Origin of the sequence: Bradyrhizobium sp. McL0615 (assembly GCF_049993905.1) — a bacterium.
Taxonomy (GTDB): Bacteria; Pseudomonadota; Alphaproteobacteria; order Rhizobiales; family Xanthobacteraceae; genus Bradyrhizobium.
In genome coordinates this window covers 800,423-826,300 of the sequence record NZ_CP188254.1, presented here as the reverse complement: position 1 = coordinate 826,300, position 25,878 = coordinate 800,423, and the positions used below count along the sequence as shown (strand labels likewise).

Sequence of the window (25,878 nt, the reverse complement as noted above, 5' to 3'; positions counted from 1 at the left end):
GTGGTTATGGGTCCCTGCGTTCGCAGGGACGACGAAAACTGGCGTCCTTGACTCGCCGCGCTCCCCCGCCCAAAACCACGGGCAAAGCAATGGAGGAGCGCATGTTCAAGGATCTGTTTTCGCTTAACGGCCGTGTCGCGCTGGTGACGGGTGGCTCGCGCGGCATCGGCAAGATGATCGCGGCCGGGTTTCTCGCGCAGGGCGCGGCAAAGGTCTACATCACCGCGCGCAAGGCCGGCCCTTGCGAGGCAACGGCGAAGGAACTCTCCGCTGCCTATGACGGCGAATGCATCGCGCTGCCGATCGACATCTCCACCGTCGCGGGTTGCGACAAGCTGGCCTCCGAACTCATCAAGCTGGAGCCGAAGCTCGACATCCTCGTCAACAATGCAGGCGCGGCCTGGGGCGCGGAGTTCGACGAATTCCCGGAAAGCGGCTGGGACAAGGTGATGGACCTCAACGTCAAGTCGCTGTTCTTCCTGACCAAGGCGCTGGCGAAGCCGCTGCGCGCCGCAGCCTCGCATGAGCGGCCGGCCAAGGTCATCAACATCGCGTCCGTCGACGGCATCTTCGTCAATCCCGGGGAAACCTATTCCTACGCCGCGAGCAAAGCCGCCGTGATTCATCTGACGCGGCGCATGGCAACGAAGCTGGTCAAGGACAATATCAATGTCACGGCGATCGCGCCGGGCGCGTTCAAGTCGGACATGAACCGCGCCGCGCGCGACCACTCGGACGACGTCGCCAAGCGCATTCCTGCGAAGCGCATCGGGACCGACGAGGACATGGCGGGGGTAGCGATCTATCTTGCCTCGCGCGCGGGCGATTATGTGGTCGGCAACACCATCGCGGTTGACGGCGGCGTGGTCTATGCGAACGCGGGGCTTGAGATCGCGGGATGATGGAGCAGTAGCGTTGTCGGACTCCCTCGCCCCGCTCTTCGCGGGGAGAGGGTTGGGGTGAGGGGCTCTCTCCACCAGCGTGATCTATCGATATACCTGTACCCCCTCACCCGGATCGCAAGTGCGATCCGACCTCTCCCCGCAAGCGGGGCGAGGTTAAGAACCGATCACGTCTCGATCTTCACGTACTCGAAATCGCCGGGCTTGTTGTCGATGCCGACCTTCGGCGGCGAGATCCAGTTGGCGTAGACGCCGGCTTCGGTGACCGGCTTCATCAGGGAAGCGATGAAGTCGCCGTCCTGCGTCGACGGCAGCCATTCGCTCTTGCGCGCGTTCCAGGTAGCGTCGTCGATCAGGATGCCTTCCGGCGTAGCGTGGATATCCCTGAACTCGCCGATCTGGCGGTGGAACGCGACGTTCGGCAGCGTCAGCTGGTACTGATAGCCGGCGAGCGAAATGACCTTGTTCCAGCGCAGCATGCCCTTGACGCAATCCTGCGTGTAGTCGTCGCGCAGCCGCATGTTGAGCGCGGTCAGCGCCGGCTCGTCGACGCGCTTGATCACGCCGTCGACCAGCTTGAGCACCGGATAGGTCGCGTTCTTGAGCTGATGGTCGTCGTCGATCTGGGTTTCCTTGTAGCGGCCCTTGATGCCGGCGTTGAAGGCATTCGCCGCGTTGGTCGAGACTTCCGAGCCGAACAGATCAAGCGACAGCGAATAATGCAAATGCAGCTTCTTCTGGATGGTCGGCAGGTCGATCACCCCGAGCGCGCGCACCTTGGCGATATCGGTGGGATCGGTGATGCCGGCTTCCTTCATCGCCTCGCAGGTGCGCTGCACGACACGGCTGATGCCGGTCTCGCCGACGAACATGTGGTGCGCCTCTTCGGTCAGCATGAAGCGGCAGGTGCGCGACAGCGGATCGAAGCCGGACTGCGCGAGGCTGTGCAGCTGCATCTTGCCGTCGCGGTCGGTGAAGTAGGTGAACATGAAGAATGACAGCCAGTCCGGCGTCGCCTCGTTGAAGGCGCCGAGCATGCGTGGGCTATCCGCGTCGCCCGAGCGGCGGCGCAACAAATCGTCCGCCTCCTCGCGGCCGTCGCGGCCGAAATATTTCTGCAGCAGATAGACCATGGCCCAGAGATGGCGGCCTTCCTCGACATTGACCTGGAACAAATTGCGCAAGTCGTAGAGCGAGGGTGCGGTCTTGCCGAGATGGCGCTGCTGTTCGACGGAAGCGGGCTCGGTGTCGCCCTGGATCACGATCAGGCGGCGCAGCGTGGCGCGGTGCTCACCGGGGACTTCCTGCCAGGCCGGCTTGCCGTAATTCTCGCCGAAGGGAATGACGCGGTTTTCTTCCTGCGGCGCAAGAAGAATGCCCCAGCGATAGTCCGGCATCTTGACGTAGTCGAACTTGGCCCAGCCGCGCGGATCGACCGAATAGGCAGTGCGCAGGTAAACCAGCGACTGCTGGAAACCTTCCGGCCCCATGTCGCCCCACCAGTCCATGTAACCGGGATGCCAGCCCTCCAGCGCTTTCAGCACCTGGCGATCCTCGCTGAGGTTCACGTTGTTGGGGATCTTGGTGGAGTAGTCGACATTCATGAAGTTCATGGCGTGCTCCTTAAACCCGCGTCATATCGAATTGCGCCTTCTGGCCGGTGCCGTAGCGGCGCAGCGCGCCGTCTTCGCCGACCGCGTTCGGACGCTGGAAGATCCAGTTCTGCCACGCCGTGAGGCGCGAGAAGATTTTCGATTCCATGGTCTCAGGGCCAACGAAGCGCAGATTCGCTTCCATGCCGGTAAGACCATCAGGCGAGAACGACGTGCGTTCCTCCAGGAATACCCGCACCTCGTCGTCCCAATCGATATCGTCGAGCGCGAAGGTAACGAGGCCGAGTTCTTCGGCCTCTTCGGCATCAAGGGTCGTGCCGATGGTGGCTTCCGCGCGCTCCAGATCGGACGGATCGGCCTGGAAGCGCGACTGCAGCCGCGTCAGCCCGTGGCACATCGGATAGGGGCCGAAATTCATCGCGGTCAACTGGATCGCCGGGGGCTGGCGGTTGTCGCCCTGCCGCGAGCCGATCAGCATGTAGGAGCGGTCGGCGGCGAACACGAGTTCGGCCAGCGTGCCGGCGAAGCAGGAGCCGGGCTCGACCAGCGTCACCAGCGTGCGCGAGGTGACGTCGATGCGCTTCAACACCCGCTTCCAATAGTGCCTGATCTCGTTGACCAGCCAGTGGGCCTTGTTGGCGTCGAGGAAGGCATCGCACGCCACTACATTGGCGGCATCGCCATGCGACTTGAACAGCAGCATCGCGGTCTCAAGTTCGTTGATGCGCAGATGAAGGATCGCGTCATCGAGCTCGCGCGCGACCTGCAGCGGCCAGAACGACGCGCCTTGCGCGATCAGGCCGTCGATATCGGCCGGCGGCGCAGCTTCCGGCGCCTTGATCGAGATGGTGGCGATCCGCTGCGAGCGGTCGATGTCGACATTGACAAAACCGTAGCGGATGCCGCTGTCGTCGATGGTGCGGTTGAGCGGCGAGAGCGTGATGCCCTTGCCGTTGCCGTTGCGCTTCGAGGCGGCGGCAAATTCCTTGGCGCGATCGGCGACTTTGGCCTCTAACTTGCTGTTGGGGACGATCTCGTCGACAAGCCGCCACGCGACGGCGCGCTTGCCCTTGATGCCTTCCTCGATGGTGCAGAAGAAGTCGGCATGGTCGCGGCGCACCTTGCGCTTGTCGACCACGCGGGTCAGGCCGCCGGTGCCCGGCAGCACCGCGAGCAGCGGCACTTCCGGCAGCGACACCGCGGCGGCGCCGTCGTCGGCCAGCATGATGTGATCGGTCGCCAGCGCCAGCTCATAGCCGCCGCCGGCCGCGGTGCCGTTGACGACGGTGATGAAGCGCTGCCCGGAATTCTCCGATGAATCTTCCAGGCCGTTGCGGGTCTCATTGGTGAATTTGCAGAAGTTGACTTTGTGCGCGTGGGTGGCGCCCGCCAGCATGCGGATATTGGCGCCGGCGCAGAACACGCGGTTCTTGCCGGAGCGGACCACCACCGCTTTCACTTCCGGATGCTCGAAGCGCAGCCGCTGCACGGCATCCGCAAGCTCGATGTCGACGCCGAGATCGTAGGAGTTCAGCTTGAGCTGATAGCCTTCGAACAGGCCGGCGTTCTCATCGACGTCCATGGTGAGCGTTGCGACATCACCTTCCACGCCCAGCTTCCAGTGCCGGTAGCGCTGTGGATCGGTTTGAAAATCGATGTATTTCGCTCCCCCCGCAAGGACGCGATCTTCACCGGCCATGAGCCACCCTCTGTCGTTTTCTCAAGATTTGCTTGGTTCGTTAGATGCACAATAATGCATGTTTTCGAGCAAGTCTATCCCAAAACGCAGGAACATGCATTTTGTTTCATGTTCAGCCGGCAGCTGCGAAGGCCACCCCATCGGCCTTTCCGAGCTGCGGCTGGGCTAGTTTGGCCTTGATGAGCGCCGCTAGCGCCGCGACCGGAAAGCAATCGGCGAAGCCATCGCGGCCCGCACTGCGCATGCCCAGCGCCTCGAGTTCGCCGAGCGCCTCGCCGAGCAGGCGCGCCGTGACATGCGGCTTCTGCATGCGCAGCCGCAAATTCGCGGTCGCAATCAGGATGCAGGCACGCAACAGAATCCGCTCCCGGCCGCCCTGCGGCGCCGCCGCCCACACCGCTTCGAGGATCTCCTGCGCTGCCCAGAAATAGCCGCGGTCGTTGAGCGTGAGGCCGTAGCGCAGCGCGGGGTGGCGTGCCGGCACGTAGCCGCCAAATCGTGGCGGCACCAAAGCTGTGATCTGCGCCAGCGTTTGGTAATCGGCGCTGGATTTCTCGGACTCGCCCGGCACATAGGCCCATCGCGGCAGCGGCAGATTGCCGGCGCCTGCGGGTGGTGTGGTCATCGGGACGTCGCCAGGAGAAATGGCAAGCGAAGCGGATGACCAAATACGTTACGCGGCCCGCCCTTGCGAGCCATCGTCGGCGTGCAACACCGCGTTTGCGAATTCCGAAATCGCATCGAGCGTCGGCCCCGGTGCTTCACGATGCGGCTGGTGCCCCGCTCCCGGGATGACCGTCACATCGACAGGACAATAGCATTCTTCCCTGGCGATCTCGACCTGCCGCATGGTCCCGTACTGATCGTCCACTCCCTGCAGGATCGCCACCGGTACGCGGATATAGGCGAGGTATTCGGAAATATCCCAGCGGCGAAAATCAGGATCGAGCCAGGCGTCGTTCCAGCCATAGAAGGCGTTGTCGACATCCTTGTGCCAGCGCGAAAGCTTCTCCTTCAGGTTCGTGGTGGCGTAGGCGTTTCGGATCTGCGCAATCGAGGCCACCGAAATATCCTCGACGATGAAATGCGGGGCGATCAGCACGAGGCCCTCGACGCGGTGATCCTGATGGGAGCCTGTATAGATCGCCGCGATCGAGGCGCCATCGGAATGGCCGAGCAAAAGGCCGCGGCGAAAGCCGATCTTTTCGAGCAGTTTTGGCAGCACGTCGAGCGCCTCGACATGCATGTAGTCCAGCGGCCGCGGCAACTTTACGGGCGTCGAATTGCCATAACCCGCACGCGAATAGGCGAACACGCCGGCGCCGGTCGCGGCCTGAAGTTTTTCGGGAAAGTCGCCCCACAGTCCGGCCGATCCGAGGCCTTCATGCAGCATCACGATAACAGGCGCGTTCTCGGGCGACGGGCCGATCATGCGGTATTCGAGACGGGAGGCGCCGACGGTGAGGAAGCCCGAGGGCGAAAGGGTGGTCATGCGATCATCTCACTCCGTCATTCCGGACAGATCGCGAAGCGAGCTGATCCGGAATCTCGAGATTCCGGGTTCGCGCTATCGCGCGCCCCGGAATGACGACGTCAATTATGCTCTCGCAACTTGAACCTTTGAATCTTTCCGGTCGCGGTCATCGGCAAGGAATCCACCACGTCGATCCAGCGCGGATATTTCCACGGGCCGATCTTCTGCTTGACGTGCTCCTTCAGCGATTCAAACAGACCGTCAGTCCCGCAATCCGGGCGCAACACCACGAAGGCCTTCGGTTTCAACAACCCATCTGAATCGGCTTCCGGCACCACGGCCGCCTGCAGCACCGCGGGGTGGGCGATCAGCGCGCTCTCGACCTCGAACGGGGAGACCCAGATGCCGGAGACCTTGAACATGTCATCGGCACGGCCGCAGAACGTGTAACGGCCGTCAGCATCGCGGGTGTATTTGTCGCCGGTGTAGGTCCATGGGCCCTGGAATGTCTGCCGGGTTTTGCTGCGTTGATTCCAGTAGCCTTCAGCAGCCGAGGGCGCCTCGACCAGGAGCTCGCCCACCTCGCCATCTGGCACTTCCTCGCCCGCCTCGTTCACCAGCCGCACCTTGTAGCCGGGCACCGGTCGGCCGGAGGCGCCGTACTTGATGTCGCCGGGCGCGTTCGACAGGAAGATGTGCAGCAGCTCGGTCGAGCCGACGCCGTCGAGAATGTCGACACCGAAGCGCGCCTTCCAGGCACTGCCGACGGACTCCGGCAGCGCTTCGCCGGCGGAGGTGCAGATGCGCAGCCGCGTGCCGGCACGCGCGTTCTTCGCCGCCTCGTCATTCAGCATGGAGGCGAACAGCGTCGGTGCGCCGTAGAAAATGGTCGGGTTGTACTTGTTCAGAAGTTCGTACATCCGCGCCGGCGTCGGCCGTTCCGCATTCAGCACCGTGCTGGCGCCGACCGACATCGGGAAGGTCATGGCGTTGCCGAGCCCGTAGGCGAAAAACAGTTTGGCCGCGGAGAGGCAGACGTCGCCCTCCTTGATGCCGAGCACTTGCTTGCCGTAGGTCTCGGCCGTCGCCTGCAGATTGGAATGCTGGTGCCGTACGCCCTTGGGCATGCCGGTGGAGCCGGAGGAATAGAGCCAGAATGCCGGCTCCTCGGCGTGGGTCGGCACGGTCGCAAAGGAATCGGTTTCCTTTGCGAGCTCGTCGGAGAGTTTCTTGTGGCCGAACGCGTTGCTGCCCGACACGACGACATGTTCGAGGTCCGGCATGCCGCCGACGATGTCCTTGACGACGGGATAGAGCGCCTCGGACACGAACAGGACGCGGGCACGACTGTCGGCCAGCACATAGGCATATTGATCAGAAGTCAGGAGTGTGTTGAGCGGCACCGGCACGATGCCGGCGCGGATCGCGCCGAGGAACACACACGGGAAATCCACGGTGTCCAACATGATCATCGCCACGCGCTCTTCGCGGCGAACGCCGAGCCGGCGCAGCATGTTGGCGACACGACGGCTCTGCTTCTGCAGATCGCCATAGCTGAGGTCGGAGACGGTATCGGTGAAGGCGAGTTTTGCGCCTCGGCCCTCGTCGATATTGCGATCGAGCAGCCAGGTCACCGCATTATACGAACCGGACGTGCCGCCCACGACGCTTCTCCCCAGGTTTTAAGAATTATAATTCATACAAAGACACCTGCTACGCTTGCTGTCAATCCTCATCGGCATTATGTTTCCGAAAACCGTCCAACTGCCGGCAGAGCCGAACGAGGCAAATTGACCGAGGCCAGCGATCCCGAAACGGGCTTTCTCGAGCAGCTCGGCCAGCGTGTGCGCACCATGCGGGCGCTGCGCGGCATGTCGCGCAAGGTGCTCGCCAAAGTGTCGGGAATTTCCGAGCGCTATATCGCGCAGCTCGAAAGCGGCAAGGGCAATGTCTCGATCGTGCTGCTGCGGCGCGTATCGAACGCGATGGGCGCGCATCTCGAAGACCTGATTCCTTCCGAGCCGGCGCCGGATTGGGCGGTCATCCGCGATCTCCTGCGCAAGGCGACGCCCGCCCAGATCGCGCAGGCCAAGGACGCGCTCGCCGGCGGAGGCATGTCGGCGCAGCGACGGATCTCGTTCGCCGGCATCGCCCTGATCGGCCTGCGCGGCGCCGGCAAATCCACGCTTGGCAGGATGCTGGCGAAGCAGATCGGCTGGAAGTTCGTTGAGCTCAACAAGGAGGTCGAGGCGCAGAACGGATTGTCGGTCGCCGAGATCATCGCGCTCTACGGCCAGGAAGGCTTTCGCCGCATGGAGCAGGCGGCGCTGAGCCAGTTGCTGGCGCGAAAGGAATTGATGGTGCTGGCGACCGGCGGCGGCATCGTTTCCGAGCCTTTGACCTTCGACCTGATCCTGTCCTCGTTCTACACCATCTGGCTCAAGGCCGAGCCGGAAGAGCACATGGCCCGCGTCCGCGGCCAGGGCGATTTGCGCCCGATGGCGGACGATCGTTCGGCGATGGCCGAGCTGCGCAACATCCTGGTCAGCCGCGAACCGCTCTACGCCCGCGCTTCCGCCGTGGTCGATACCGCGGGGCTTTCGGTCGACGCGGCAGCCACGCGTCTTGTTGATGCGGTTGCGCCGGTGCTGCGGGACGAGCACGCATTCAGCCTGCGCAGCGCGGTGTCATAATATCTCCTATCATCCGATTTTCGCACCTCGCGCGCTCCGTCCATTCGCGATATGCATAATCGTAAGTAAGCTTCCCATTTATCGAGGTCTGTCGATGAAATGCCACAGATGCGGAATGAACGTTTCAATATCGAGGATATTTCTAAAACGGACCAAGGAACTGAGCTGTACGAACTGCAACTCCCGTCTAAAAGTTTCTGGGTTCTATCAGATAGAAGCTATTGTGATGTTCATCAGCTGGCCAATCTTCCTTGTTCCACTCTACTTTAGTTTTTCATGGACGACATTTGCGCTCAGCATGTTGTTTTTCGTTGGAATAATTGTCGCTCTGTTCATGAAGCTCGCTCAAATTACAGTTGTTGACGAAGAGGTCTGAGCCCGTAGGGCGGATTACACCTTAATCATGATGAAGTCAGTTTCCTTCCGCGGCTCGCCCGCAACCGGCAAACCGACGATCGCGAGAGAACTGCTGCGCCCAGCAGATATTGTGTGACCTGTGACCGGCATGGGCATCATCGCGCTCGACCTCGGCCTTCGCGGCGCGACCGCAGCTCTGTTCCTGATGGCGATGCTGGTCATATTAGTGCGGGCTCGGCCCCTTGATGCGATCAAGCTTCTAGCCGCAGCCATGGCCGCCGCGGGCGCGGCCTACACGATCGCAACCGCGCCGTTCGTGCCCAAATCGACGCTGTGGTGGACCTGGCCGATTCTGGCCGGCAATCCGGTTGTTGTCTGGCTTTGGGCGCGGGCCACGTTCGATGACGATTTCGTGGTTCGGCGCCGGCATGGCGCTCTATGGCTGATCGTTGTCTGCATCGGGTTCGCGGTGTCTCTTGGATGGACAGCCTGGCCGTCCCTGGCCCGAACCGGCGGTCGATTGCTGTCGCTGGTGGCGGTGATCCTGGCACTGTCGGCCATTGCGCAAACGGTCAGGACATGGAGCGCCGATCTGGTTGCCGGCCGGCGCCGGCTGCGACTGGCGATCGTGGCGTTATCGGTGCTGTTCATCTGCCTTCTCGCCGGCTCAGACCTGATGTCGATCTCATCTGCGAGTGTCGGCATTTCCGGGAGCCTTCTCAGCTCGATTGGTCTGTTACCCCTGGCGGTCATGGCCAGCTGGAGCCTGTTTTATCCACCGCCGACCACGCCCGCGATCATAGCGACGGCGATCAATCCATCCAGCGACACCACCAGCATCGCCCGAACCGAGCCTCGTGCCGATGGCGGCCGGGATTCGGTTGCACCCGCCTTGCTGCGCCGGCTCGACCATCTGATGTCCGTTGAGCGCATCTATCGGCAGGAAGGCCTCACCATCGCCGCGCTTGCGGCCAAGCTCGATCTGCCGGAACATCGGCTCCGGCAGGCGATCAACGAGGGCCTCGGCCACCGCAACTTCAATGCGTTTCTCAATCGCTACCGGATCGACGAGGCCAAGGCCGCACTTTCCGACTTGAGCCAACGCGACGTCCCGGTGCTGACCATCGCCATGGACGCCGGCTTCCAGTCGATCGGCCCGTTCAATCGCGCCTTCAAGGCCGATACCGGGCTGACGCCGACCGAATTCCGGCGCGACGCCCTGGCGGAATCGCTAGCGAGTGCATCCAAAAGCGGCGACACTTCTCAAATCGACCAACCGGATCGAGAAATCGGCTAGCCGATTTCTCGATCCGGCGAGAACGGATTGGCCCGGTGCGGTAGGTTGGATGACCGATTCCTTCGTTTCCGCTGTTGGGGGTCCCATGACGCATGTCGAGCAAAAGCCGGAACGTCTGCATGCCCTCGATGCGGTCAGGGGCTATGCCTTGCTGCTCGGCATTGTCTTGCATGCAACAGTGTCATTCCTCCCGTCACCAACCCGGATCTGGATCATCCAGGACAGCCATCCCAGCATAACGCTTGGCGTGCTGTTCTTCGCCATCCACGTCTTCCGGATGACGACCTTCTTCCTGATCGCCGGTTTCTTTGCCCATCTGAGCTTCCATCGCCGCGGTACTTGGGGCTTCATCAAGGATCGCCTACAGCGAATCGCGCTGCCGCTGGTGGTCGGGTGGCCAATTCTGTTCACGGCGATGGGGATGGTCGTGATCTGGGCCGCCGGCTTTCCCAATGGCGGGCCTCTGCTCGGCCAGCCAAGGTGGCCGCCGGTACTACCAAGATTTCCGCTTACGCATCTCTGGTTTCTCTATGTGCTGTTGGAGCTCTACGCCGGCTTGCTGGTACTGCGCGCTGGCGTAGCGTGGCTCGACCAGGACGGACGTGTCCGCGATCGTCTCGATCGCGTGGTCGGTCTGGTGATGCTGAGCCGGTTCGCTCCTGCGATCATGGCGCTGCCGATCGGAATCGCCCTTTGCCTCGATCCAACATGGCTCGGCTGGCTCGGGGTGCGAACGCCGGACTCCTCCCTCGTCACCAATCCACAAGCCCTAATCGGTTTCGGCACGGCGTTCGGCTTTGGTTGGCTGCTGCATCGCCAGATCGATTTGATCAAAATTCTGGAGCAACGCTGGTTGCTCAATCTAGTGCTGGCAATCGTTCTGATCACCGCGAGTTTCTTCCTCGCCGTCGCGACCGTGATGCAACCCCAGCCGATCGGCTATAGCGCCATCAAGCTCGCAGGTGCGGCCTGCTATGCACTCGCGATTTGGACCACGACTTTTGCCGCGATCGGCGCTGCCCTGCGTTTCCTGTCCGGCTACAGTGCCACGCGCCGCTACCTCGCCGACGCGTCTTATTGGCTCTATCTCATTCATTTGCCGATTCTGATGGCGCTGCAGGTTGCGGTCTCCAACCTGGACTGGCCATGGCCGGTCAAATTCGGGACGATTCTGCTGATCGCGCTGCCTCTGATGCTTGCCAGCTACCAGTTTCTGGTACGCTACAGCTTCATCGGCACGGTGCTCAACGGCCGGCGCGTGCGCCGCGGAGGACAGATCGCGCCGACGACGGCCGAAGGCTCCGCTGCGATGTGATGCGCCACTGCCGCCGCCACGCATCTTTGTGGATGCGGTGGCGCCGGTGCTGCCCGACGAGCACGCGTTCGGGCTGCGCAGCGCGGTCTCCTGAATATTTTGGCGGAACGACCACCTGCAACACCGGAGTCCGGGCCAGGTCGGGCCGTGCGGTTGCGGCCGGGGACAAAAACCACCGTTAACCACCGCGCAAGTTACATGCGAGCGCCCGCTGCAATACACCCTCAAAGTGTGTTACCAATTCGTTAATCGTATGGAGGACACATCATGCTGGACCGGCGTCAGCATCCCAGAAACCGCGTCTATTACGGCGGAACGGTCGCGTTCAACGCGCGCAATTCGACGCTCGCCTGCGTCGTGCGCAATTTCAGCCGACGCGGAGCCAAGATCGAATTCGAGAATTCGGCCATGTTGCCCGATCGGGTCGATTTCGAGATCGCGCGCAGGGGCCTCTCGTGCCGGGCCCACCTCGTCTGGCGCGACCGCAACGTGGCCGGCCTAGCGTTTTCACATGTGCAGGAAACCGTCCGGGAGACGAGCGACGTCATTCCGCTGGACCTGGCGCGCAAGCTGCGCGCGACCGAACGGGCAAACCGGCAGCTCCAGTCGCGCCTCGATCAGTTTCTGACCGAACGCTAGATCGCATGAGCGCAGTTGAAGGTGAAGACGCGGCCATCCTTGCCGTGGCCGGCACGCCGAAACCGCGGCGGCGCCGTCTGCGTTCGATATTGCTGGCGTTGATGGCGCAGTACACGATCGTCACGATGATCGTCGGCCTGTCGGTCGCCGGCATCCTTCGCTATGTCGTGACCCCGCAGGTCGTCGCCAAGTTCGAGGCGATCGAAGCCGCGCTCAAGCGCTTGCCCGCGCCATAGATCCGTTCCGATGGAATCGGAACGGATCCAGATTTTGATTTGACGCGTTTTCTTGGCGCGAACCGGTCGCCACTTCGCTTGAAAACGCTCTGGCGTGCCTGATCACATATCGGCCGATGCGACAGACTTCCTCGTGGAAGATGAGAAAGCGTTTTGGCGCGATCAGATGCGGCCTGTTCTCGCGCCGCCACGTGGCCCGGTTCCCGCCCCTCGCACTTTGCGCTCAGTCACGATATTGATGGCCCATGAAACTGCTTTTCCTCCATGGCGCGCCGGCCGCCGGCAAGCTCACGGTCGCCAAGGCGCTGCTCCGGATGGTGCCGGGGCGGCTGATGGATAATCACGCCGCCATCGATCTGGCGCTGACGGTCTTCGAGTTCGGCGCGCCCGGATTCTGGGAGCTCGTCCATGACGTCAGGCGTTCGGCCCTCAACGCCGCCGCCGAACACCGCGTGCCGCTGCTGGTCACGACCTTCTGCTATGCCGAGCCTGAAGACCGGGAGCAATTCGGACAGATCGAGGAGATCATGCGGCGTCACGGCGCAAAATTGCTTCCGGTCTTCCTGCACTGTTCGCGCGAAGAAGCCTTGCGCAGGGTCGGCAATCCGGACCGGGTGGAGCGCCGCAAGATAAGCTCAGGAGAGCACCTGATCCGGGAGCTCGACCGCTACGACCTCACCGCCGTGCCGCGGCCCGATTGCTTGAGGCTGGATACGAGCATCAATCCGGCTGATGTGACGGCGCGGAAGATCATTGGCCATTTCGGGCTCGACCGTTAAAGCCGGACAATACGCTCGCCCTATCTCCCGTCATTGCGAGCGCAGCGAAGCAATCCATTTCTCGACTCGGGGATAGATGGATTGCTTCGCTGCGCTCGCAACGACGGCTGATGGAGCAATCACACCAGCATCGACTTCACCGAGGCGGCCGCCTCGCGCAGGGGTGGCAGGAAGCGTTCGATCATCTCGGCCGTTGACACGCGGTCGACATGCGCGCCCATGTTGATGGCGGCGACGATCGTGCCGTCATAGCGGCGGATCGGCACCGAGATCGAGCGGAAGCCCGGTTCGGCCTCGCGATCGACCAGCGAATAGCCTTGGGCGCGATCGGCGATGATCGTCTTTTGCAGCAGCTTCTTGTCGGTGACGGTGAGCGGCGTCAGCGGCGCGAGGTCCATCCTGCCAAGCGCTTTCGCCAGTTCGTCGTCGGGCAGCCGCGACAGCAGCACACGGCCAACCGAGGTGCAGAACGCCGGCAAGCGGTAGCCGATATCGATGCCTGAGGAAAATATCCGCGTCGGGCTGGCGCGGGCGATGAAGACGACGTCGTTGCCGTCGAGGATCGCCATTGAGGAAATTTCCTGCGCCTCGCCCGACAGCCGGTCGAGCGCCGGCTGCAGCACCGAGACGACATGGTTGGAAGCGAGATAGGCTGACGCCAGCACCAGTACGCGCGGCATCAGGCGGAACAGCTTGCCGTCGGTGGCGACGAAGCCGGCGCGTTCAAGCGTGAAGAGAATCCGCCGCGCGGTCGCGCGCGGCAGGTCGGCCGCCTTGGCGAGATCGCTCAGCGTCATCGGCTGTTGGCTGGCGCCGAACACCTCCAGCACGCGCAGGCCACGGTCGAGGCTTTCGATGAAATCAGTGCCGCTACGGTTGCCGCCGTCGTCCGGGCGCTTAAGCTTCGGCATCGCTACCTCCAAAATCCGCTTGCCTAAGATCCAGCCTACGTTAAAATCGCACAGAAGTTCAATAGGCGAACAAATCTCGCGGAGACCTCTCGCCATGATGAGCCAGGAAGCCAACGACCTGATCACCCGTACCGGGCGCAAAGACCCCTGCGGCAAGCTGATGCGGATGTATTGGCAGCCGGCGGCACTGGTCGACGAGTTACAGGGGCCGCGGCCGGTGCGCCCCGTCAAACTGCTCGGCGAGAACCTCGTTCTGTTTCGCGACGAGGAAGGCCGCTACGGCCTGATCGACCGCCACTGCGCGCATCGCGGCGCCGACCTCGCCTTTGGCCGCCTCGAAAATGGTGGGCTGCGTTGCGCTTTCCATGGCTGGCTGTTCAATGTCAGCGGCCAATGCCTGGAGACGCCGGCCGAGCCAAAGGACTCGAAGCTGTGCCAGGGCATCAAGCAGCGCTCCTACCCTGTGGTGGAGAAGAGCGGCATCCTCTGGGCCTATCTCGGCGAAGGCGAACCGCCCGCGTTTCCGGAGATCGACTGCTTTGTCGCGCCCGACAGCCATACCTTCGCGTTCAAGGGCCACATCAATTGCAACTGGTTGCAGGCGCTCGAAGTCGGCATCGATCCGGCGCATGCCTCGTTCCTGCATCGCTTCTTCGAGGACGAGGATACGTCAACGGCCTACGGCAAGCAGTTCCGCGGCGCTTCTGCGGGCTCCGACATGCCGATGACGAAAATCCTGCGCGAATACGATAACCCGATCATCAATGTCGAGCACACCGAATACGGGATGCGCCTGATCGCGCTGCGCGAAATCGACGAGGAGCGCACCCATGTGCGCGTCACCAACCAGCTCTTCCCGCACGGCTTCGTGATCCCGATGAGCCAGGAGATGACAATCACGCAGTGGCACGTGCCGGTCGATGACGAGAACTGCTACTGGTATGCGATCTTCACCAGCTACGCGGCGCCGGTCGACAAGCAGAAGATGCGCGACCAGCGGCTCGAATTGTACGAACTGCCGGATTACACATCGCGCAAGAACAAGAGCAACGATTACGGCTTCGATCCGCATGAACAGGCGACCGAGACCTATACCGGCATGGGGACCGACATCAACGTGCACGACCAGTGGGCCGTGGAATCGATGGGCGCGATCCAGGACCGCACCAACGAGCATCTGGGCACCTCGGACAAGGCGATCGTGCAGTATCGTCGCCTGCTGCGGCAGGAGATCGAAAAGGTTTCCGGAGGCGAGAAGCCGTTCATGTTCCTCGACGCCGCGCATGCGCGCAGCATTCAGGGCCCGGCGACCATGGACGGCATTGGCCCGACACGCGGCTGGGAAATCTACTGGATGGAAGTCGACGTCAAGCGCCGCCGCGGCGCGCCGTGGGCAGCGCCCGTGCCGCAGGAGATCGCCGGCAAGATCCGGCATTTGTCGGCGGCGGAGTGATGATGCTTTCCCGAGCACCGGTGTTCGTGTCACCTCTCCCCGCTTGCGGGGAGAGGTCGGATCGCACTTGCTATCCGGGTGAGGGGGTACAGGTCTATCAACTGACACCAACTGCGCGGAGAGAGCTCCTCACCCCAACCCTCTCCCCGCAAGTGCGGGGCGAGGGAGGCTACTGCGCCCCAGTCTCGAACCGGGAGCTGACGCGTTGAGTTTCGTCGAACGTCACGGGCTGTGGTCGAAAGAGCAGCAGGAGGCGGCCAGCCGCCTGCGCAAGATCGTCGAAGAGAAAAACCTCGAAGTCATCAGGCTCTCATTTCCCGATCAGCACGGCATTTTGCGCGGCAAAACGCTGGTCGCATCCGAAGCGCTGGCTTCGCTGGAGAGTGGCTGCTCCATCACCACGACGATGCTGGCCAAGGACACCTCGCACAAGACGGTGTTCCCGGTGTTCACGGCCGGCGGCGGCTTCGGCATGAAGGAGATGGAAGGCGCCGCTGACGTGCTGATGGTGGCAGACCCAACCACCTTTCGCGTGCTGCCCTGGGCGCCAACCACGGGCTGGCTGCTGTGCGACCTCCATTTCAGCGACGGCCGCCCGGTGCCGTTCGCCACACGGCATCTCTATCGCAAGGTGCTCGATCAACTGGGAAGCCGCGGCTACGATTTCGTCGCAGGGCTGGAGGTCGAATTCCACCTCTTCAAGCTCGAAGACCCGCACATGGCGCCGGAAGACGCCGGCCAGCCCGGACGTCCGCCTTCGGTCAGCCTGCTGTCGCACGGCTATCAATACCTGACCGAGCAGCGCTACGACCAGATGGAGCCGGCGCTGGAAATCATCCGCCGCGACGTGCTGGCGCTCGGCCTGCCGCTGCGGTCGGTCGAGGTCGAGTTCGGCCCGAGCCAGTGCGAGTTCACTTTTGCGCCGACCAAGGGACTGACGCCCGCCGACAACATGGTGCTGTTTCGTAGCGCCGTAAAACAGATCGCCCGCCGCCACGGCTATCACGCCACCTTCATGTGCCGGCCGAAACTGCCGAACGTGTTCGCCTCCGGCTGGCACCTGCATCAATCGATCGTTTCGCGCGCGAGCGGCGAGAACGTATTCATGGCGAAAGATGGCGGCGAACCGCTAAGCCCGTTCGCGAAAGCCTATCTCGCTGGACTGCTGGAGCACGCCCGCGCCTCCACCGTGTTCACGACGCCGACCATCAATGGCTACAAGCGCTACCGCTCCTATTCGCTGGCGCCAGATCGCGCGATCTGGGGCCGCGATAACCGCGGCGTCATGATCCGCGTGCTCGGCGGGCCGGGCGACGCCGCCACGCGGCTGGAAAACCGGATCGGCGAGCCTGCCGCCAATCCCTATCTCTACATGGCCTCGCAGATTCTTTCCGGCCTCGACGGCGTCGACCGCAAGCTCGATCCGGGACCGTCGGCGGATACGCCGTACGAGACCAAGGCCTCGCTGCTGCCGAAGAGCCTGCGCGAGGCGGTGTTCGCGCTGCAGGACGATCCGTTCTTTCGGCAGGCGCTGGGCGCGGAGTTCGTGGACTACTACGTCCACATCAAGAATGCGGAGATCGAGCGTTTCCAGGCCGAGGTGTCGGACTGGGAGCATCGCGAATATTTCGAGATGTTTTGAGGGGGCGCAGCTCTCTCGTCGTCATTGCGAGGAGCGCAGCGACGAAGCAATCCATGCCTCAGCAAGCCGATGAATGGATTGCTTCGCCACGCTCGCAATGACGGCTGACGGACTGCCGTCAAAATTCCGGAATCGTAGGGTGGGCAAAGCGAAGCGTGCCCACCATTCCCCAGCGCGCTCGGTGATAGATGGTGGGCACGTCGCTTCGCTCCTCTGCCCACCCTACGCACTCAAATCCCCAGATACCGGTGCTGCAGATCGGGCTCTGATACCAACTGCTCGCTCGTGCCCGTCCACACCGTGCGACCGCGCTCGATGATGTAGTGACGGTCAGCGATCTTGGAGAGGTTGGCGACGTTCTTGTCGATGACGAGCACCGATTGACCGCGGCCCTTCAGCATCGACAAGCAATTCCAGATTTCCTCGCGGATCAGGGGTGCGAGGCCTTCGGTGGCTTCGTCGAGGATCAACAGTTTTGGGTTGGTCATCAGCGCGCGGCCGATCGCCAGCATCTGCTGCTCGCCGCCGGACAGCGTGACGCCCATGTTGCTGTTGCGCTCGGCGAGCCGCGGAAACAGTGCGTGGATCTTGTCGATGGTCCAGGGATCGGGATTGCCGAGACGATTGCCGGAAGCCGCGACCAGATTTTCGTACACGGTGAGATTGGGAAAGATCTGGCGGCCTTCCGGCACCAGGCCGATGCCGAGTTTTGCAATTTTATACGACGGCAGGCTGCGCACCTTCTCGCCGGCAAAGCGGATGGTGCCTGATCGGGCCGGCGTCATGCCCATGACGGAGCGGATGGTCGTGGTCTTGCCCATGCCGTTGCGGCCCATCAGGGCGACCATCTCGCCCGATTGGACCTTCAACGAAAGCCCGAACAGCACCTGGCTGAGGCCGTAGCAGGTCTCGATCCCGTCGATTTCCAGCAAGGTTTCAGCCCTTTTGGTTTCAACCATGGCTGGTCACCGCATGCTGTTCGCCGAGATAGGCGCGCTTAACTTCCTCGTTGTTCCTGATGGCGTCGGGATCGCCTGACGCGATCACGCGGCCATAGACCAGCACGGTGATGCGGTCGGCGAGCGCGAACACTGCTTCCATGTCGTGCTCGACCAGCACGATCGTCACTTCCTTCCGCAATTCCTTCAGCAACGCCACCATGCGCGCGGATTCGGTGACGCCGAGGCCGGCCATTGGCTCGTCGAGGAGCAGCAATTGCGGCTTTGTCGCGAGCGCTACCGCGAGCTCCAGCTCGCGCTGCTCGCCGTGGCTCAATTCGGACACCGGCACGTCGGCGCGTTTCGCAAGCCCGACCCGCGTCAGCGCGGCCTGCGCCGCCTCGCGCAGATGCTTCTCCTTGCGGGCAGCGCCCCAGAAGCGGAACGAGTGGCCGTCATGGGCTTGCGCGGCGAGCGCGACATTGTCCGCGGCCGTGAAATTCGGCAGCAGGCAGGTGATCTGGAACGAGCGCGCGAGGCCGAGCCGACTGCGCTGATAGGACGGCAGCCACGTGACGTCGCGGCCGGCAAAGTGAATGGCGCCGGAATTCGGCATCAACTGCCCGGTCAACTGGCTGATCAGCGTGGTCTTGCCGGCGCCGTTGGGGCCGATGATGGCGTGCAGTTCGCCCCTGGCTACATCGAGCGACAGATTGTCGGTGGCCTTGATGCCACCAAAACTGCGCACCAGGTTTTCGACGCGGAGCATGGGATCAGGCACGGCTAAACCTCCCCAGCAGCCCCATGATGCCGCCGCGCGCAAACAGCACGATCAGCAGCAACAGCGGGCCCATGATCAGCGCCCAGTATTCGGTAAACTGCGACAACAGCTCTTCCAGCAGCAGAAACACGATGGTGCCGACGACCGGCCCGAACAGCGAACCCATGCCGCCGAACACCACCATCACCATGAGTTCGCCGGAGCGCGTCCAGTACATGCCGGCCGGGCTGACGAAGTCGGTATTGTTCGCCAATAGCGCGCCGGCAAGGCCGCAGATAGTGCCCGCAATGACGAAACAGACGAGACGATACCGGTTGGCATGATAGCCGATCGCCTGCATGCGCTGCTCGTTGGAACGCACGCCCTGCACCACCATGCCGAACCGCGAATTGATGATGCGCCAGATCAGGTAGATGCCGCCGAACAGGCAGCCGAGGCAGAGATAGTAGAACTGCACGCGGTTCGACAGGTCGATCAGGCCACCGAAAGTGCTGCGCTTGTAGATCGTCAGCCCGTCGTCGCCGCCATACCGCGACATGCCCGAGGTGACGTAATAGGCCATCTGCGCAAAGGCGAGCGTGATCATGATGAAATAGACGCCGCGGGTGCGGAGCGACAGCGCGCCGATGACGAGCGCATACAGCGCCGATGCCAGCAGCGCCACCGGCCACTGGATGAAGCCGGAGCCGATACCTTCGAAAGCAAGGATGCCCACCGCATAGCCGCCGATGCCGAGATAGGCGGCATGGCCAAAACTCATCATGCCGCCATAGCCCATGATGAGGTTGAGGCTGGCGGCGGCAAGCGCAAAGATGACGATGCGGGTGAACAGCGTCAGGATGAAGATGTTGCCTGATAGCGCGGAATAGACCGGCAGCAGCGTGAGGCCAAGCACGACGAGCGCCACGACGGCGTTGCGGACGTTGATGTGAGATTTCATCGCTTGGCGGCCGGAAACAGCCCCTCCGGCCGCACGACAAGCACAATCGCCATCAGCAGATAGATCAGCATCGAGGACAATGCGGGCGCCGCGGTGGAGGCTGCGGAAGAACTCAACACCATGCGCAGCAGGTCAGGCAGGAAGGCGCGGCCGAGCGTATCGATCATGCCGACGAAGATCGCGGCCAGGAACGCGCCGCGGATCGAGCCGATGCCGCCGATCACGATGATGACGAAGGCAAGGATGAGAATGTTCTCGCCCATGCCGATCTGCACGGTGAGGATCGGCGCCTGCATCAGCCCGGCAAGGCCGGCGAGCGCGGCGCCAAGCCCGAACACCAGCGTGAACAGCAGCTTGATGTTGATACCGAGCGCGCCGATCATTTCGCGGTTGGAGGCGCCGGCGCGGATCAGCATGCCGATGCGGGTGCGCATGACGACGAGATAAAGAAGTGCGGCGACCGCGAGCGCCACCACGATGATCGACAGCCGATAGGCCGGATAGGACACGCCGGGGACGATCTGCACCGGCACGGTCAGCCATGCCGGCAGCGGCAGCGACAGGCCAGCCGGGCCCCAGATCAGCCGCACCGCGTCATTGAAAAACAGGATCAGCCCGAAGGTCGCCAGCACCTGGTCGAGATGGTCGCGGCCGTAAAGATGCCGGAGCGCGATGAATTCGAGCGCGATGCCCAACAACAACGTGGCGCCGAGCGCCAGCACGATGCCGAGCACAAAACTGTTGGTCCACGCCACGAAGGTCGCCGCGAAATACGCGCCCATCATGTAGAGCGAGCCGTGCGCCAGATTGACGAAGTCCATGATGCCGAACACCAGCGTCAGGCCGGCCGCCAGCAAAAACAGCAGCAGCCCGAACTGCAGGCCGTTCAGCGATTGTTCGACGAGAACCAACCCAGACCCCTCTCAGATCGTGATCTCCACGCCGACGCCACGCGTTCGTCGCGAGGGAAAACCGGTTTCCCCTTTTCAGATCGTGCCCCTCAACGCGAAACAAAACAGCGGCAGCGCGTCGGCGCCGCCGCTTATTTTTATTGGCGCATGATCATTTGCCAAACCGCTTACACATCCACGCCTCCGAAGCAGGCCATCGGGTCTTTGAAATTACTTTAAACATAAAGTAATTTTTCGACAAGCCCCTTGGCCGATCATGCACCGGCCATGCCAACCATCACTTCATCGGGCATTTGTCGTGGAAGCGGTCCTGGTCGTCCTTGACGATGGTGGCCACCGTCTTGAGCGAGAGCTGACCGTCGGCGTCCTTGACCACGTCCTGCAGGTAGAAATTCTGGATCGGAATATGGTTCTTGCCGTATTTGAACGGGCCGCGCACCGACTTGAAGTTGGCCTTTTCCATCTCGGCCTTCATCTCGTCCTTCTTCGAGGTGTCGCCCTTTGTGGCGACCACCGCGCTGTTGATGAGCTGCGCGGCGTCGTAGGACTGCGCGCCGTAATAGGTCGGACGCAGGCCGGTATACTTCTTGCGGTAGTCCTCGACGAACTTCTTGTTCTCCGCGTTCGGCAGATCGTTGACCCATTCCTGGGCGCCGGGAATACCGATCGCGTTGTCCTTCTGCAGCGGTAGCGACAATTCGTCGACGGTAAAGGCCGTATAGAGCGGCATCTGCGCCTTGAGGCCGGCCTGGGCATATTGGTTGAGGAACTGCACGCCGGCAGCGCCGGGATAGAACACGAAGATCGACTCGGCCTTGGAGTTCTTGGCCTTGGTGAGTTCGGCCGAGAAATCGAGCTGGCTCGGCCACACCGTATATTCCTCGCCGACCACCTCGCCCTTGAAGGTGCTCTTCAGGCCCGCCAGCATGTCCTTGCCGGCCGCATAGTTCGGGCCGATCAGGAACACCGACTTGACGCCCTTCTGGTTCATGTATTGGCCCATGGCCTGCGGGGTCTGGTCGTTCTGCCAGGAGGTCGAGAACACGTAAGGCGAACAGAGTTCGCCGGCGAGCTGCGAGGGCCCGGCATTGGCCGAGATCAGGAAGGTTTTGGAATCGACCGCGGTCTTCAGCGAGGCCAGCAGCACGTTCGACCAGATATAGCCGGCGATGAAATCGACCTTGTCGGACTGGATCAGCTTCTCCGTCTTCTGCTTGCCGACATCGGGCTTCTGGCCGTCGTCCTCATAGATCACCTCGACCGGCTTGCCACCCATCTTGCGGCCGAGATGGTCCAGCGCCAGCTCGAACGAGTTGCGCATGTCGTTGCCTATTACAGCGGTCGGGCCGCTGAAGGTCGAGACAAAGCCGATCTTGATGGTGTCGCCAGCGGATGCGGGCTGCGCCAGCGCCAGAATTGCCGCGCCTGCCAGCCAGAATGCCTTTTTCATAATCACTCCCCTCCTCGTTATCGAACCAGACCCGGATCAACCGGGCGACCCGCGTGTCGCGCGCCTCATTATCAGGTGAGGTATTTTGTGCGCGAAATCGCCGGTCAGCGGCAAGCATGAACCGCCGGCCCCGCTTTGGACCTTTGGCTCATACCCCAGCGGCCTGCACCATAGTTCGCAGATGCTGTCGATGGCAAGAATTATAGTTCCGGTTGCTCAGGCAACAATTGTCGCACCCTGGGCAGCCGTTCGGGTTTTACCGATTGCGTGAAGCCGCTGGAAACCGACCTCCGCGTGCACCCCGCCCGGTTCACAGCCCGGAAAGCAATCTGTGGCCAAGTGCCCTGAAAAGGGTGGCTGCCATGCTGGGTTTCCTGTTCGGCTTCAATGCGCGCCTCGGACGATTGCATTTTTTCCTCGCAACGATTGCGACCGCTGTCCTGATGACGGTGATCTCTTTCGCCATCGCCAGACATGCGCTCCAAAACGCGCCGCAGGGAATGATCCCCAACCTGACCTCGTGGCAGGTCATCACCGCCGCCATCCTGTTCATCTGGCTGAGCTTCACGCTGCACGCGATGCGGATCAGGGATATTGGGTGGGATCCGGTTTGCGTGATTCCGGGATGGATCGCGGTAGCGATCATCGATGGACTCGTTGCCAGCAAGATCCCGGCCATCGCACTCGGTGGGCAGCATGGAACGATCGTCGGCGCGCTCGTCAACCTCGCGCTCTTTCTCGCCTTGCTGTTTTGGCCAAGCAGCGAGCAGGACCATTCGGCGACGCCATCCGGCGGGTCGTTCCGGATGCCCGATCTGCCGTCGCGCAGTCCCGCGGCCACGACCGCGTCACGTGTCGCGCGGGTCGCCAATGGCGAATTCGGCCGCCGCGCAGTTTAAGGGCTTTGCCCTTTAGACCAGATATTCCGCGCCATCGATGACGTAAGGCGCGTAGCGAAAATCCCGGATGGTCGCGACCTTGTCGGCCGACCAGCGGAGCAGCACGAAATATTTCGGCTTTGAATCCGGCGCGTTCGGATCGAATACCAGGATGGCGGGATGTCCCTCCACCAGGCCCGGGACCAGATGCCAATCGTTCACCTTGGAATAATTGCTGAAATAGCGCGACACCTCGGCCTTGCCGCTCATCTGGGTCTTGCTGACGAGATCCAGCCGGACATCGTCCGCGATCAGGGCGCGGATCGCGTCGAAATCGCGCGCGTTGAAATGAGCGACATAGGCGCCAAGCCGCGCGCGATCGGCGTCCGATAATCGCTGTTGCGGCGTGTCCTCCGGTTCGCCGGCGATTTCGCGCAACTGGGCGCGGCCGCGATGCAGTGCGGCCTTGGCGGCCGGCAGGCTGCAATCCATCACCTCGCAGATTTCCTTGAGCGAACAGCCGAGCACGTCCATCAGGATCACGCTGGAACGCTGCGCCACCGGCAGGCGCATGAAGGTGCGCAACGAGGTGGCGGCGATCTGGCGGCTCTCCACGGCATCGAGCTGATCCACGATCATGTCCACCTCCTCGGCCGAACGGAGCGCCTCCTGGCGGTTGCGCCGGCGCAGGAAATCCAGCGCGGTGTTGTGCGCGATCCGGAACAGCCAGCCTTCGGGATTGCCGATTGCGCCGGCGCCAGCCTGCGCCTCCACCGCCTTGATCAGGGCGTCTTGCAGCACGTCCTCGCCGTCGATGACCGAGCCTGTCATGCGCGCGCAGTAGCGATGCAGTTTTGGCCGCATCGCCACCAGCAGGCGTTCGATGTCGAAGGCGGCGGACGGCTCGGGCACCACGCTCATTTGGCCTCCGGCAAGCGGATCAATTCTCACTCAACATGCGATAGTTGCCGACGATGGTGGCGCCTTTGGCCACCGGCGGTTCGGCGCAACGCTCCCGAATGCCGCTCTGGAACGCGGCAAACGCCGCCAGCTTGGGCAAGGCGCTGGCGCCATCCTCCGCAGCGGTCTCGACAAAATGGATGAAGGTGTCGTCCTCCAGCCGCAGCGACATATAGCGCAAACCTTCCGGCCGCGCCGCCTTCAGTTCCGCAAACACCGCAGCCACCAGTCCGGCATTCCTGTCGGCCATATCAGGCTTGGTTTTGTACCTTATCACGGTCCGTTTCATTGCCCTCTCCTCCCTGGCGGCTGCGAAGGCAGCGCTTCGACCCCAAGGACGTTTGGGATCGGCCAAAGGATGCGGCTGAAGGCAATTTTTTTTCGTCGTCGTCCCGGCCTCGCGCCGGGGCGACGGCATCATACGCTTTCGCTATCGACCGATCGGAAAACGCGCCTTGGACCGGCGGCGCAAATGATTACATAATCCAGTGTGTCGAGATATCCGAAACCGGGGTTGCATGCCATGACAACAGCGCTGAAACAGCCCCATCACATCGTCATCGTCGGCGCCGGTTTCGGCGGCCTCGAAACGGCCTTTGGCCTCGCCGGCGCGCCGGTCAGGATCACGCTGATCGACCGCCGCAACCATCATCTGTTCCAGCCGCTGCTCTACCAGGTCGCGACCGCCTCGCTGGCGACGTCGGAGATCGCCTGGCCGATCCGCTACCTCCTGCGCGGGCGCAAGGAGGTGACGACGCTGTTCGCAAATGTCAGCGGTGTCGATGCGGCGGGCAAGCGCGTGCTGCTCGAGGACGGCGACGCGCTGGCCTATGATACGCTGGTGCTCGCCACCGGCGCCCGCCACGCCTATTTCGGCCACGACGAATGGGAGCCGTTCGCGCCGGGCCTGAAAACGCTGGAGGATGCCACCACGCTTAGGCGGCGCATCCTCGTCGCCTTCGAACGCGCCGAGCGCGAGACCGACCCGGTGCGGCGCGCGGCGCTGTTGACCTTCGTCATCATCGGCGCCGGCCCGACCGGCGTCGAAATGGCCGGGACCATCGCCGACCTCGCTAAGGACACGCTGCCGCCGGATTTTCGCAACATCGACACCCACAAGACCCGCGTCGTCCTGATCGAGGCCGGCCCGCGCGTGCTCGCAGGCTTTCCCGAGGACCTCTCCACCTACGCGCAACGCTCGCTGGAGGAGATTGGCGTCGAGGTGGTGTTGGGGCAACCCGTCACCGAATGCGCCATCGATGGCGTCGTCTATGGCGGCAACAAGCTGGAGGCCCGAACCATCGTCTGGGCCGCCGGCGTACGCGCCTCGCGCGCGGCGGAATGGCTGAATGCGCCCGCCGACCGCGCCTACCGCTTGAAGGTCGAGCCCGACCTGACCGTGCCCGGCCATCCCGACATCTTTGCCGTTGGCGACACCGTGACGATCGCAGGCCCCGACGGCAATCCGGTGCCGGGCATCGCGCCGGCCGCCAAACAGCAGGGACGCTATGTGGCGGCGCTGATCAAGGCGCGGCTGGGCGGCACCACGCTGCCACCGTTCCGCTACAAGCATGCCGGCAGTCTCGCGCAGATCGGCAAGAAGAAGGCCGTGATCGATTTCGGCTGGATGAAGATGCGCGGCCACCTCGCCTGGTGGATCTGGGGCCTTGCCCACATCTACTTCCTGATCGGCCTGCGCAACCGGCTCAGCGTGGCGCTGAGCTGGCTGTGGATTCATGCCCGCGACCAGCGCGCCGCGCGGCTGATCACGCAGGGCTCGAGCAAGGTCACGGGATAGGCTTGCCCGCCGGTACAGCCCCTGCGGCACGGCAGGCGGCGCATGGATTGATTTGAGTTGACGCCCACGCCAGCCCGGCCATTGTAGCGCGACCGCGAGCCAAATACGCGGGGCACAACACGGGCGTGAGGGAACGATGCAAGGGCTCAAAATCAACGCGGGCGCGTGGGCTTGCGTGGCTTCGCTGGTCACCGTGACCTCATTGCTTGCCG

At 62.8% G+C, this 25,878-nt stretch carries 24 protein-coding genes; 11 read left to right on the top strand and 13 right to left on the bottom strand.

The genetic code is table 11. The annotated features are described in order from the left end of the window. Positions 1 to 101 precede the first annotated feature (101 nt). Positions 102 to 902: an SDR family oxidoreductase gene (locus tag ACPPVP_RS03775; RefSeq protein ID WP_426531438.1), complete on the top strand. Its 801-nt coding sequence runs from the start codon at positions 102 to 104 to the stop codon at positions 900 to 902. 167 nt (positions 903 to 1,069) lie between these two features. Here the strand turns inward: ACPPVP_RS03775 and boxB are convergent, their stop codons facing one another. From boxB to ACPPVP_RS03750, 5 genes are all read right to left on the bottom strand, one after another. Further along, on the bottom strand, positions 1,070 to 2,506 hold the full coding sequence (gene boxB / locus ACPPVP_RS03770; RefSeq protein ID WP_426537648.1) for a benzoyl-CoA 2,3-epoxidase subunit BoxB: 1,437 nt from the start codon (positions 2,504 to 2,506) through the stop codon (positions 1,070 to 1,072). Positions 2,507 to 2,525: 19 nt separating this feature from the next. After that, complete coding sequence (boxC, locus tag ACPPVP_RS03765) at positions 2,526 to 4,214, bottom strand: 2,3-epoxybenzoyl-CoA dihydrolase (protein WP_426531436.1); 1,689 nt, start codon at positions 4,212 to 4,214, stop codon at positions 2,526 to 2,528. A 112-nt stretch (positions 4,215 to 4,326) separates the two neighbouring features. Beyond that, positions 4,327 to 4,839 (bottom strand): DUF309 domain-containing protein, encoded by a 513-nt coding sequence (locus ACPPVP_RS03760; RefSeq protein WP_426531434.1) that lies wholly within the window; start codon positions 4,837 to 4,839, stop codon positions 4,327 to 4,329. A 48-nt stretch (positions 4,840 to 4,887) separates the two neighbouring features. Beyond that, positions 4,888 to 5,706, bottom strand: a complete 819-nt coding sequence (locus tag ACPPVP_RS03755) for an alpha/beta fold hydrolase (protein WP_426531432.1) — start codon at positions 5,704 to 5,706, stop codon at positions 4,888 to 4,890. Positions 5,707 to 5,807: 101 nt separating this feature from the next. Then, complete coding sequence (locus tag ACPPVP_RS03750; protein ID WP_426531430.1) at positions 5,808 to 7,352, bottom strand: benzoate-CoA ligase family protein; 1,545 nt, start codon at positions 7,350 to 7,352, stop codon at positions 5,808 to 5,810. 126 nt (positions 7,353 to 7,478) lie between these two features. On the opposite strand from ACPPVP_RS03750, the gene ACPPVP_RS03745 reads away from it, so the two are divergent. The 6 genes from ACPPVP_RS03745 to ACPPVP_RS03720 all read left to right on the top strand — a co-directional run bounded on the left by ACPPVP_RS03745 (position 7,479) and on the right by ACPPVP_RS03720 (position 13,004). Then, positions 7,479 to 8,381 carry a helix-turn-helix transcriptional regulator gene (locus tag ACPPVP_RS03745; protein WP_426531428.1) on the top strand — a complete coding sequence of 301 codons (903 nt, stop codon included), beginning with the start codon at positions 7,479 to 7,481 and terminating at the stop codon, positions 8,379 to 8,381. 505 nt (positions 8,382 to 8,886) lie between these two features. Beyond that, positions 8,887 to 10,035 carry a helix-turn-helix domain-containing protein gene (locus tag ACPPVP_RS03740; protein ID WP_426531426.1) on the top strand — a complete coding sequence of 383 codons (1,149 nt, stop codon included), beginning with the start codon at positions 8,887 to 8,889 and terminating at the stop codon, positions 10,033 to 10,035. Positions 10,036 to 10,120: 85 nt separating this feature from the next. Then, positions 10,121 to 11,350 carry an acyltransferase family protein gene (locus ACPPVP_RS03735; RefSeq protein WP_426531424.1) on the top strand — a complete coding sequence of 410 codons (1,230 nt, stop codon included), beginning with the start codon at positions 10,121 to 10,123 and terminating at the stop codon, positions 11,348 to 11,350. Between the two features lie 267 nt (positions 11,351 to 11,617). Then, entirely contained in the window at positions 11,618 to 11,989 is a 372-nt protein-coding gene (locus tag ACPPVP_RS03730) for a PilZ domain-containing protein (protein ID WP_426531422.1), read from the top strand. Between the two features lie 5 nt (positions 11,990 to 11,994). Next, positions 11,995 to 12,225 carry a hypothetical protein gene (locus ACPPVP_RS03725; RefSeq protein WP_426531420.1) on the top strand — a complete coding sequence of 77 codons (231 nt, stop codon included), beginning with the start codon at positions 11,995 to 11,997 and terminating at the stop codon, positions 12,223 to 12,225. 245 nt (positions 12,226 to 12,470) lie between these two features. Next, the gene (locus tag ACPPVP_RS03720; RefSeq protein WP_426531418.1) at positions 12,471 to 13,004 is read left to right on the top strand and encodes a hypothetical protein; all 534 of its coding nucleotides are present in this window, start codon (positions 12,471 to 12,473) and stop codon (positions 13,002 to 13,004) included. A gap of 119 nt (positions 13,005 to 13,123) precedes the next feature. Here ACPPVP_RS03720 and ACPPVP_RS03715 read toward each other — a convergent pair whose 3' ends face one another. Continuing rightward, complete coding sequence (locus ACPPVP_RS03715) at positions 13,124 to 13,915, bottom strand: IclR family transcriptional regulator domain-containing protein (protein WP_426531416.1); 792 nt, start codon at positions 13,913 to 13,915, stop codon at positions 13,124 to 13,126. A gap of 94 nt (positions 13,916 to 14,009) precedes the next feature. Here ACPPVP_RS03715 and ACPPVP_RS03710 point away from each other — a divergent pair, with 94 nt between their 5' ends. Together ACPPVP_RS03710 and ACPPVP_RS03705 are read left to right on the top strand one after the other, a co-directional pair. After that, complete coding sequence (locus tag ACPPVP_RS03710) at positions 14,010 to 15,368, top strand: Rieske 2Fe-2S domain-containing protein (RefSeq protein WP_426531414.1); 1,359 nt, start codon at positions 14,010 to 14,012, stop codon at positions 15,366 to 15,368. Positions 15,369 to 15,573: 205 nt separating this feature from the next. Next, positions 15,574 to 17,010, top strand: a complete 1,437-nt coding sequence (locus ACPPVP_RS03705; RefSeq protein WP_426531412.1) for a glutamine synthetase family protein — start codon at positions 15,574 to 15,576, stop codon at positions 17,008 to 17,010. Positions 17,011 to 17,240: 230 nt separating this feature from the next. Here the strand turns inward: ACPPVP_RS03705 and ACPPVP_RS03700 are convergent, their stop codons facing one another. The 5 genes from ACPPVP_RS03700 to ACPPVP_RS03680 all read right to left on the bottom strand — a co-directional run bounded on the left by ACPPVP_RS03700 (position 17,241) and on the right by ACPPVP_RS03680 (position 22,030). Continuing rightward, a complete protein-coding gene (locus ACPPVP_RS03700; RefSeq protein ID WP_426531410.1) occupies positions 17,241 to 17,969 on the bottom strand; it encodes an ABC transporter ATP-binding protein in 729 nt (242 codons plus the stop codon). Continuing rightward, the gene (locus ACPPVP_RS03695; RefSeq protein ID WP_426531408.1) at positions 17,962 to 18,729 is read right to left on the bottom strand and encodes an ABC transporter ATP-binding protein; all 768 of its coding nucleotides are present in this window, start codon (positions 18,727 to 18,729) and stop codon (positions 17,962 to 17,964) included. The genes ACPPVP_RS03700 and ACPPVP_RS03695 overlap by 8 nt, the downstream gene beginning before the upstream one ends. Continuing rightward, positions 18,722 to 19,669 carry a branched-chain amino acid ABC transporter permease gene (locus tag ACPPVP_RS03690; protein WP_426531406.1) on the bottom strand — a complete coding sequence of 316 codons (948 nt, stop codon included), beginning with the start codon at positions 19,667 to 19,669 and terminating at the stop codon, positions 18,722 to 18,724. The genes ACPPVP_RS03695 and ACPPVP_RS03690 overlap by 8 nt, the downstream gene beginning before the upstream one ends. Beyond that, positions 19,666 to 20,580, bottom strand: a complete 915-nt coding sequence (locus ACPPVP_RS03685; RefSeq protein ID WP_426531404.1) for a branched-chain amino acid ABC transporter permease — start codon at positions 20,578 to 20,580, stop codon at positions 19,666 to 19,668. Before ACPPVP_RS03685 ends, ACPPVP_RS03690 begins: the two co-directional genes overlap by 4 nt. A gap of 277 nt (positions 20,581 to 20,857) precedes the next feature. After that, positions 20,858 to 22,030: an ABC transporter substrate-binding protein gene (locus tag ACPPVP_RS03680; RefSeq protein ID WP_426531402.1), complete on the bottom strand. Its 1,173-nt coding sequence runs from the start codon at positions 22,028 to 22,030 to the stop codon at positions 20,858 to 20,860. 362 nt (positions 22,031 to 22,392) lie between these two features. Between ACPPVP_RS03680 and ACPPVP_RS03675 the strand changes: the two genes are divergently transcribed. Continuing rightward, complete coding sequence (locus ACPPVP_RS03675; RefSeq protein WP_426531400.1) at positions 22,393 to 22,929, top strand: DUF805 domain-containing protein; 537 nt, start codon at positions 22,393 to 22,395, stop codon at positions 22,927 to 22,929. Positions 22,930 to 22,941: 12 nt separating this feature from the next. On the opposite strand, the gene ACPPVP_RS03670 is transcribed toward ACPPVP_RS03675, so the two are convergent. Continuing rightward, on the bottom strand, positions 22,942 to 23,823 hold the full coding sequence (locus tag ACPPVP_RS03670) for a sigma-70 family RNA polymerase sigma factor (protein WP_426537646.1): 882 nt from the start codon (positions 23,821 to 23,823) through the stop codon (positions 22,942 to 22,944). 25 nt (positions 23,824 to 23,848) lie between these two features. Next, positions 23,849 to 24,157: a hypothetical protein gene (locus ACPPVP_RS03665; RefSeq protein WP_426531398.1), complete on the bottom strand. Its 309-nt coding sequence runs from the start codon at positions 24,155 to 24,157 to the stop codon at positions 23,849 to 23,851. 234 nt (positions 24,158 to 24,391) lie between these two features. On the opposite strand from ACPPVP_RS03665, the gene ACPPVP_RS03660 reads away from it, so the two are divergent. Further along, positions 24,392 to 25,666: an NAD(P)/FAD-dependent oxidoreductase gene (locus tag ACPPVP_RS03660; protein ID WP_426531396.1), complete on the top strand. Its 1,275-nt coding sequence runs from the start codon at positions 24,392 to 24,394 to the stop codon at positions 25,664 to 25,666. Positions 25,667 to 25,878: the final 212 nt, after the last annotated feature.

What these genes read in the sequence shown, in the direction of transcription:
- ACPPVP_RS03740 (WP_426531426.1), top strand. Translation starts at nt 8,887, where the DNA reads ATGGGCATCATCGCGCTCGACCTCGGCCTTCGCGGCGCGACCGCAGCT.
- ACPPVP_RS03725 (WP_426531420.1), top strand. Translation starts at nt 11,995, where the DNA reads ATGAGCGCAGTTGAAGGTGAAGACGCGGCCATCCTTGCCGTGGCCGGC.
- ACPPVP_RS03775 (WP_426531438.1), top strand. Translation starts at nt 102, where the DNA reads ATGTTCAAGGATCTGTTTTCGCTTAACGGCCGTGTCGCGCTGGTGACG.
- ACPPVP_RS03715 (WP_426531416.1), bottom strand. Translation starts at nt 13,915, where the DNA reads ATGCCGAAGCTTAAGCGCCCGGACGACGGCGGCAACCGTAGCGGCACT.
- ACPPVP_RS03700 (WP_426531410.1), bottom strand. Translation starts at nt 17,969, where the DNA reads ATGGTTGAAACCAAAAGGGCTGAAACCTTGCTGGAAATCGACGGGATC.
- ACPPVP_RS03735 (WP_426531424.1), top strand. Translation starts at nt 10,121, where the DNA reads ATGACGCATGTCGAGCAAAAGCCGGAACGTCTGCATGCCCTCGATGCG.
- ACPPVP_RS03665 (WP_426531398.1), bottom strand. Translation starts at nt 24,157, where the DNA reads ATGAAACGGACCGTGATAAGGTACAAAACCAAGCCTGATATGGCCGAC.
- ACPPVP_RS03760 (WP_426531434.1), bottom strand. Translation starts at nt 4,839, where the DNA reads ATGACCACACCACCCGCAGGCGCCGGCAATCTGCCGCTGCCGCGATGG.
- ACPPVP_RS03710 (WP_426531414.1), top strand. Translation starts at nt 14,010, where the DNA reads ATGATGAGCCAGGAAGCCAACGACCTGATCACCCGTACCGGGCGCAAA.
- ACPPVP_RS03680 (WP_426531402.1), bottom strand. Translation starts at nt 22,030, where the DNA reads ATGAAAAAGGCATTCTGGCTGGCAGGCGCGGCAATTCTGGCGCTGGCG.
- ACPPVP_RS03720 (WP_426531418.1), top strand. Translation starts at nt 12,471, where the DNA reads ATGAAACTGCTTTTCCTCCATGGCGCGCCGGCCGCCGGCAAGCTCACG.
- boxC (WP_426531436.1), bottom strand. Translation starts at nt 4,214, where the DNA reads ATGGCCGGTGAAGATCGCGTCCTTGCGGGGGGAGCGAAATACATCGAT.
- ACPPVP_RS03690 (WP_426531406.1), bottom strand. Translation starts at nt 19,669, where the DNA reads ATGAAATCTCACATCAACGTCCGCAACGCCGTCGTGGCGCTCGTCGTG.
- ACPPVP_RS03730 (WP_426531422.1), top strand. Translation starts at nt 11,618, where the DNA reads ATGCTGGACCGGCGTCAGCATCCCAGAAACCGCGTCTATTACGGCGGA.
- ACPPVP_RS03660 (WP_426531396.1), top strand. Translation starts at nt 24,392, where the DNA reads ATGACAACAGCGCTGAAACAGCCCCATCACATCGTCATCGTCGGCGCC.
- ACPPVP_RS03675 (WP_426531400.1), top strand. Translation starts at nt 22,393, where the DNA reads ATGCTGGGTTTCCTGTTCGGCTTCAATGCGCGCCTCGGACGATTGCAT.
- boxB (WP_426537648.1), bottom strand. Translation starts at nt 2,506, where the DNA reads ATGAATGTCGACTACTCCACCAAGATCCCCAACAACGTGAACCTCAGC.
- ACPPVP_RS03755 (WP_426531432.1), bottom strand. Translation starts at nt 5,706, where the DNA reads ATGACCACCCTTTCGCCCTCGGGCTTCCTCACCGTCGGCGCCTCCCGT.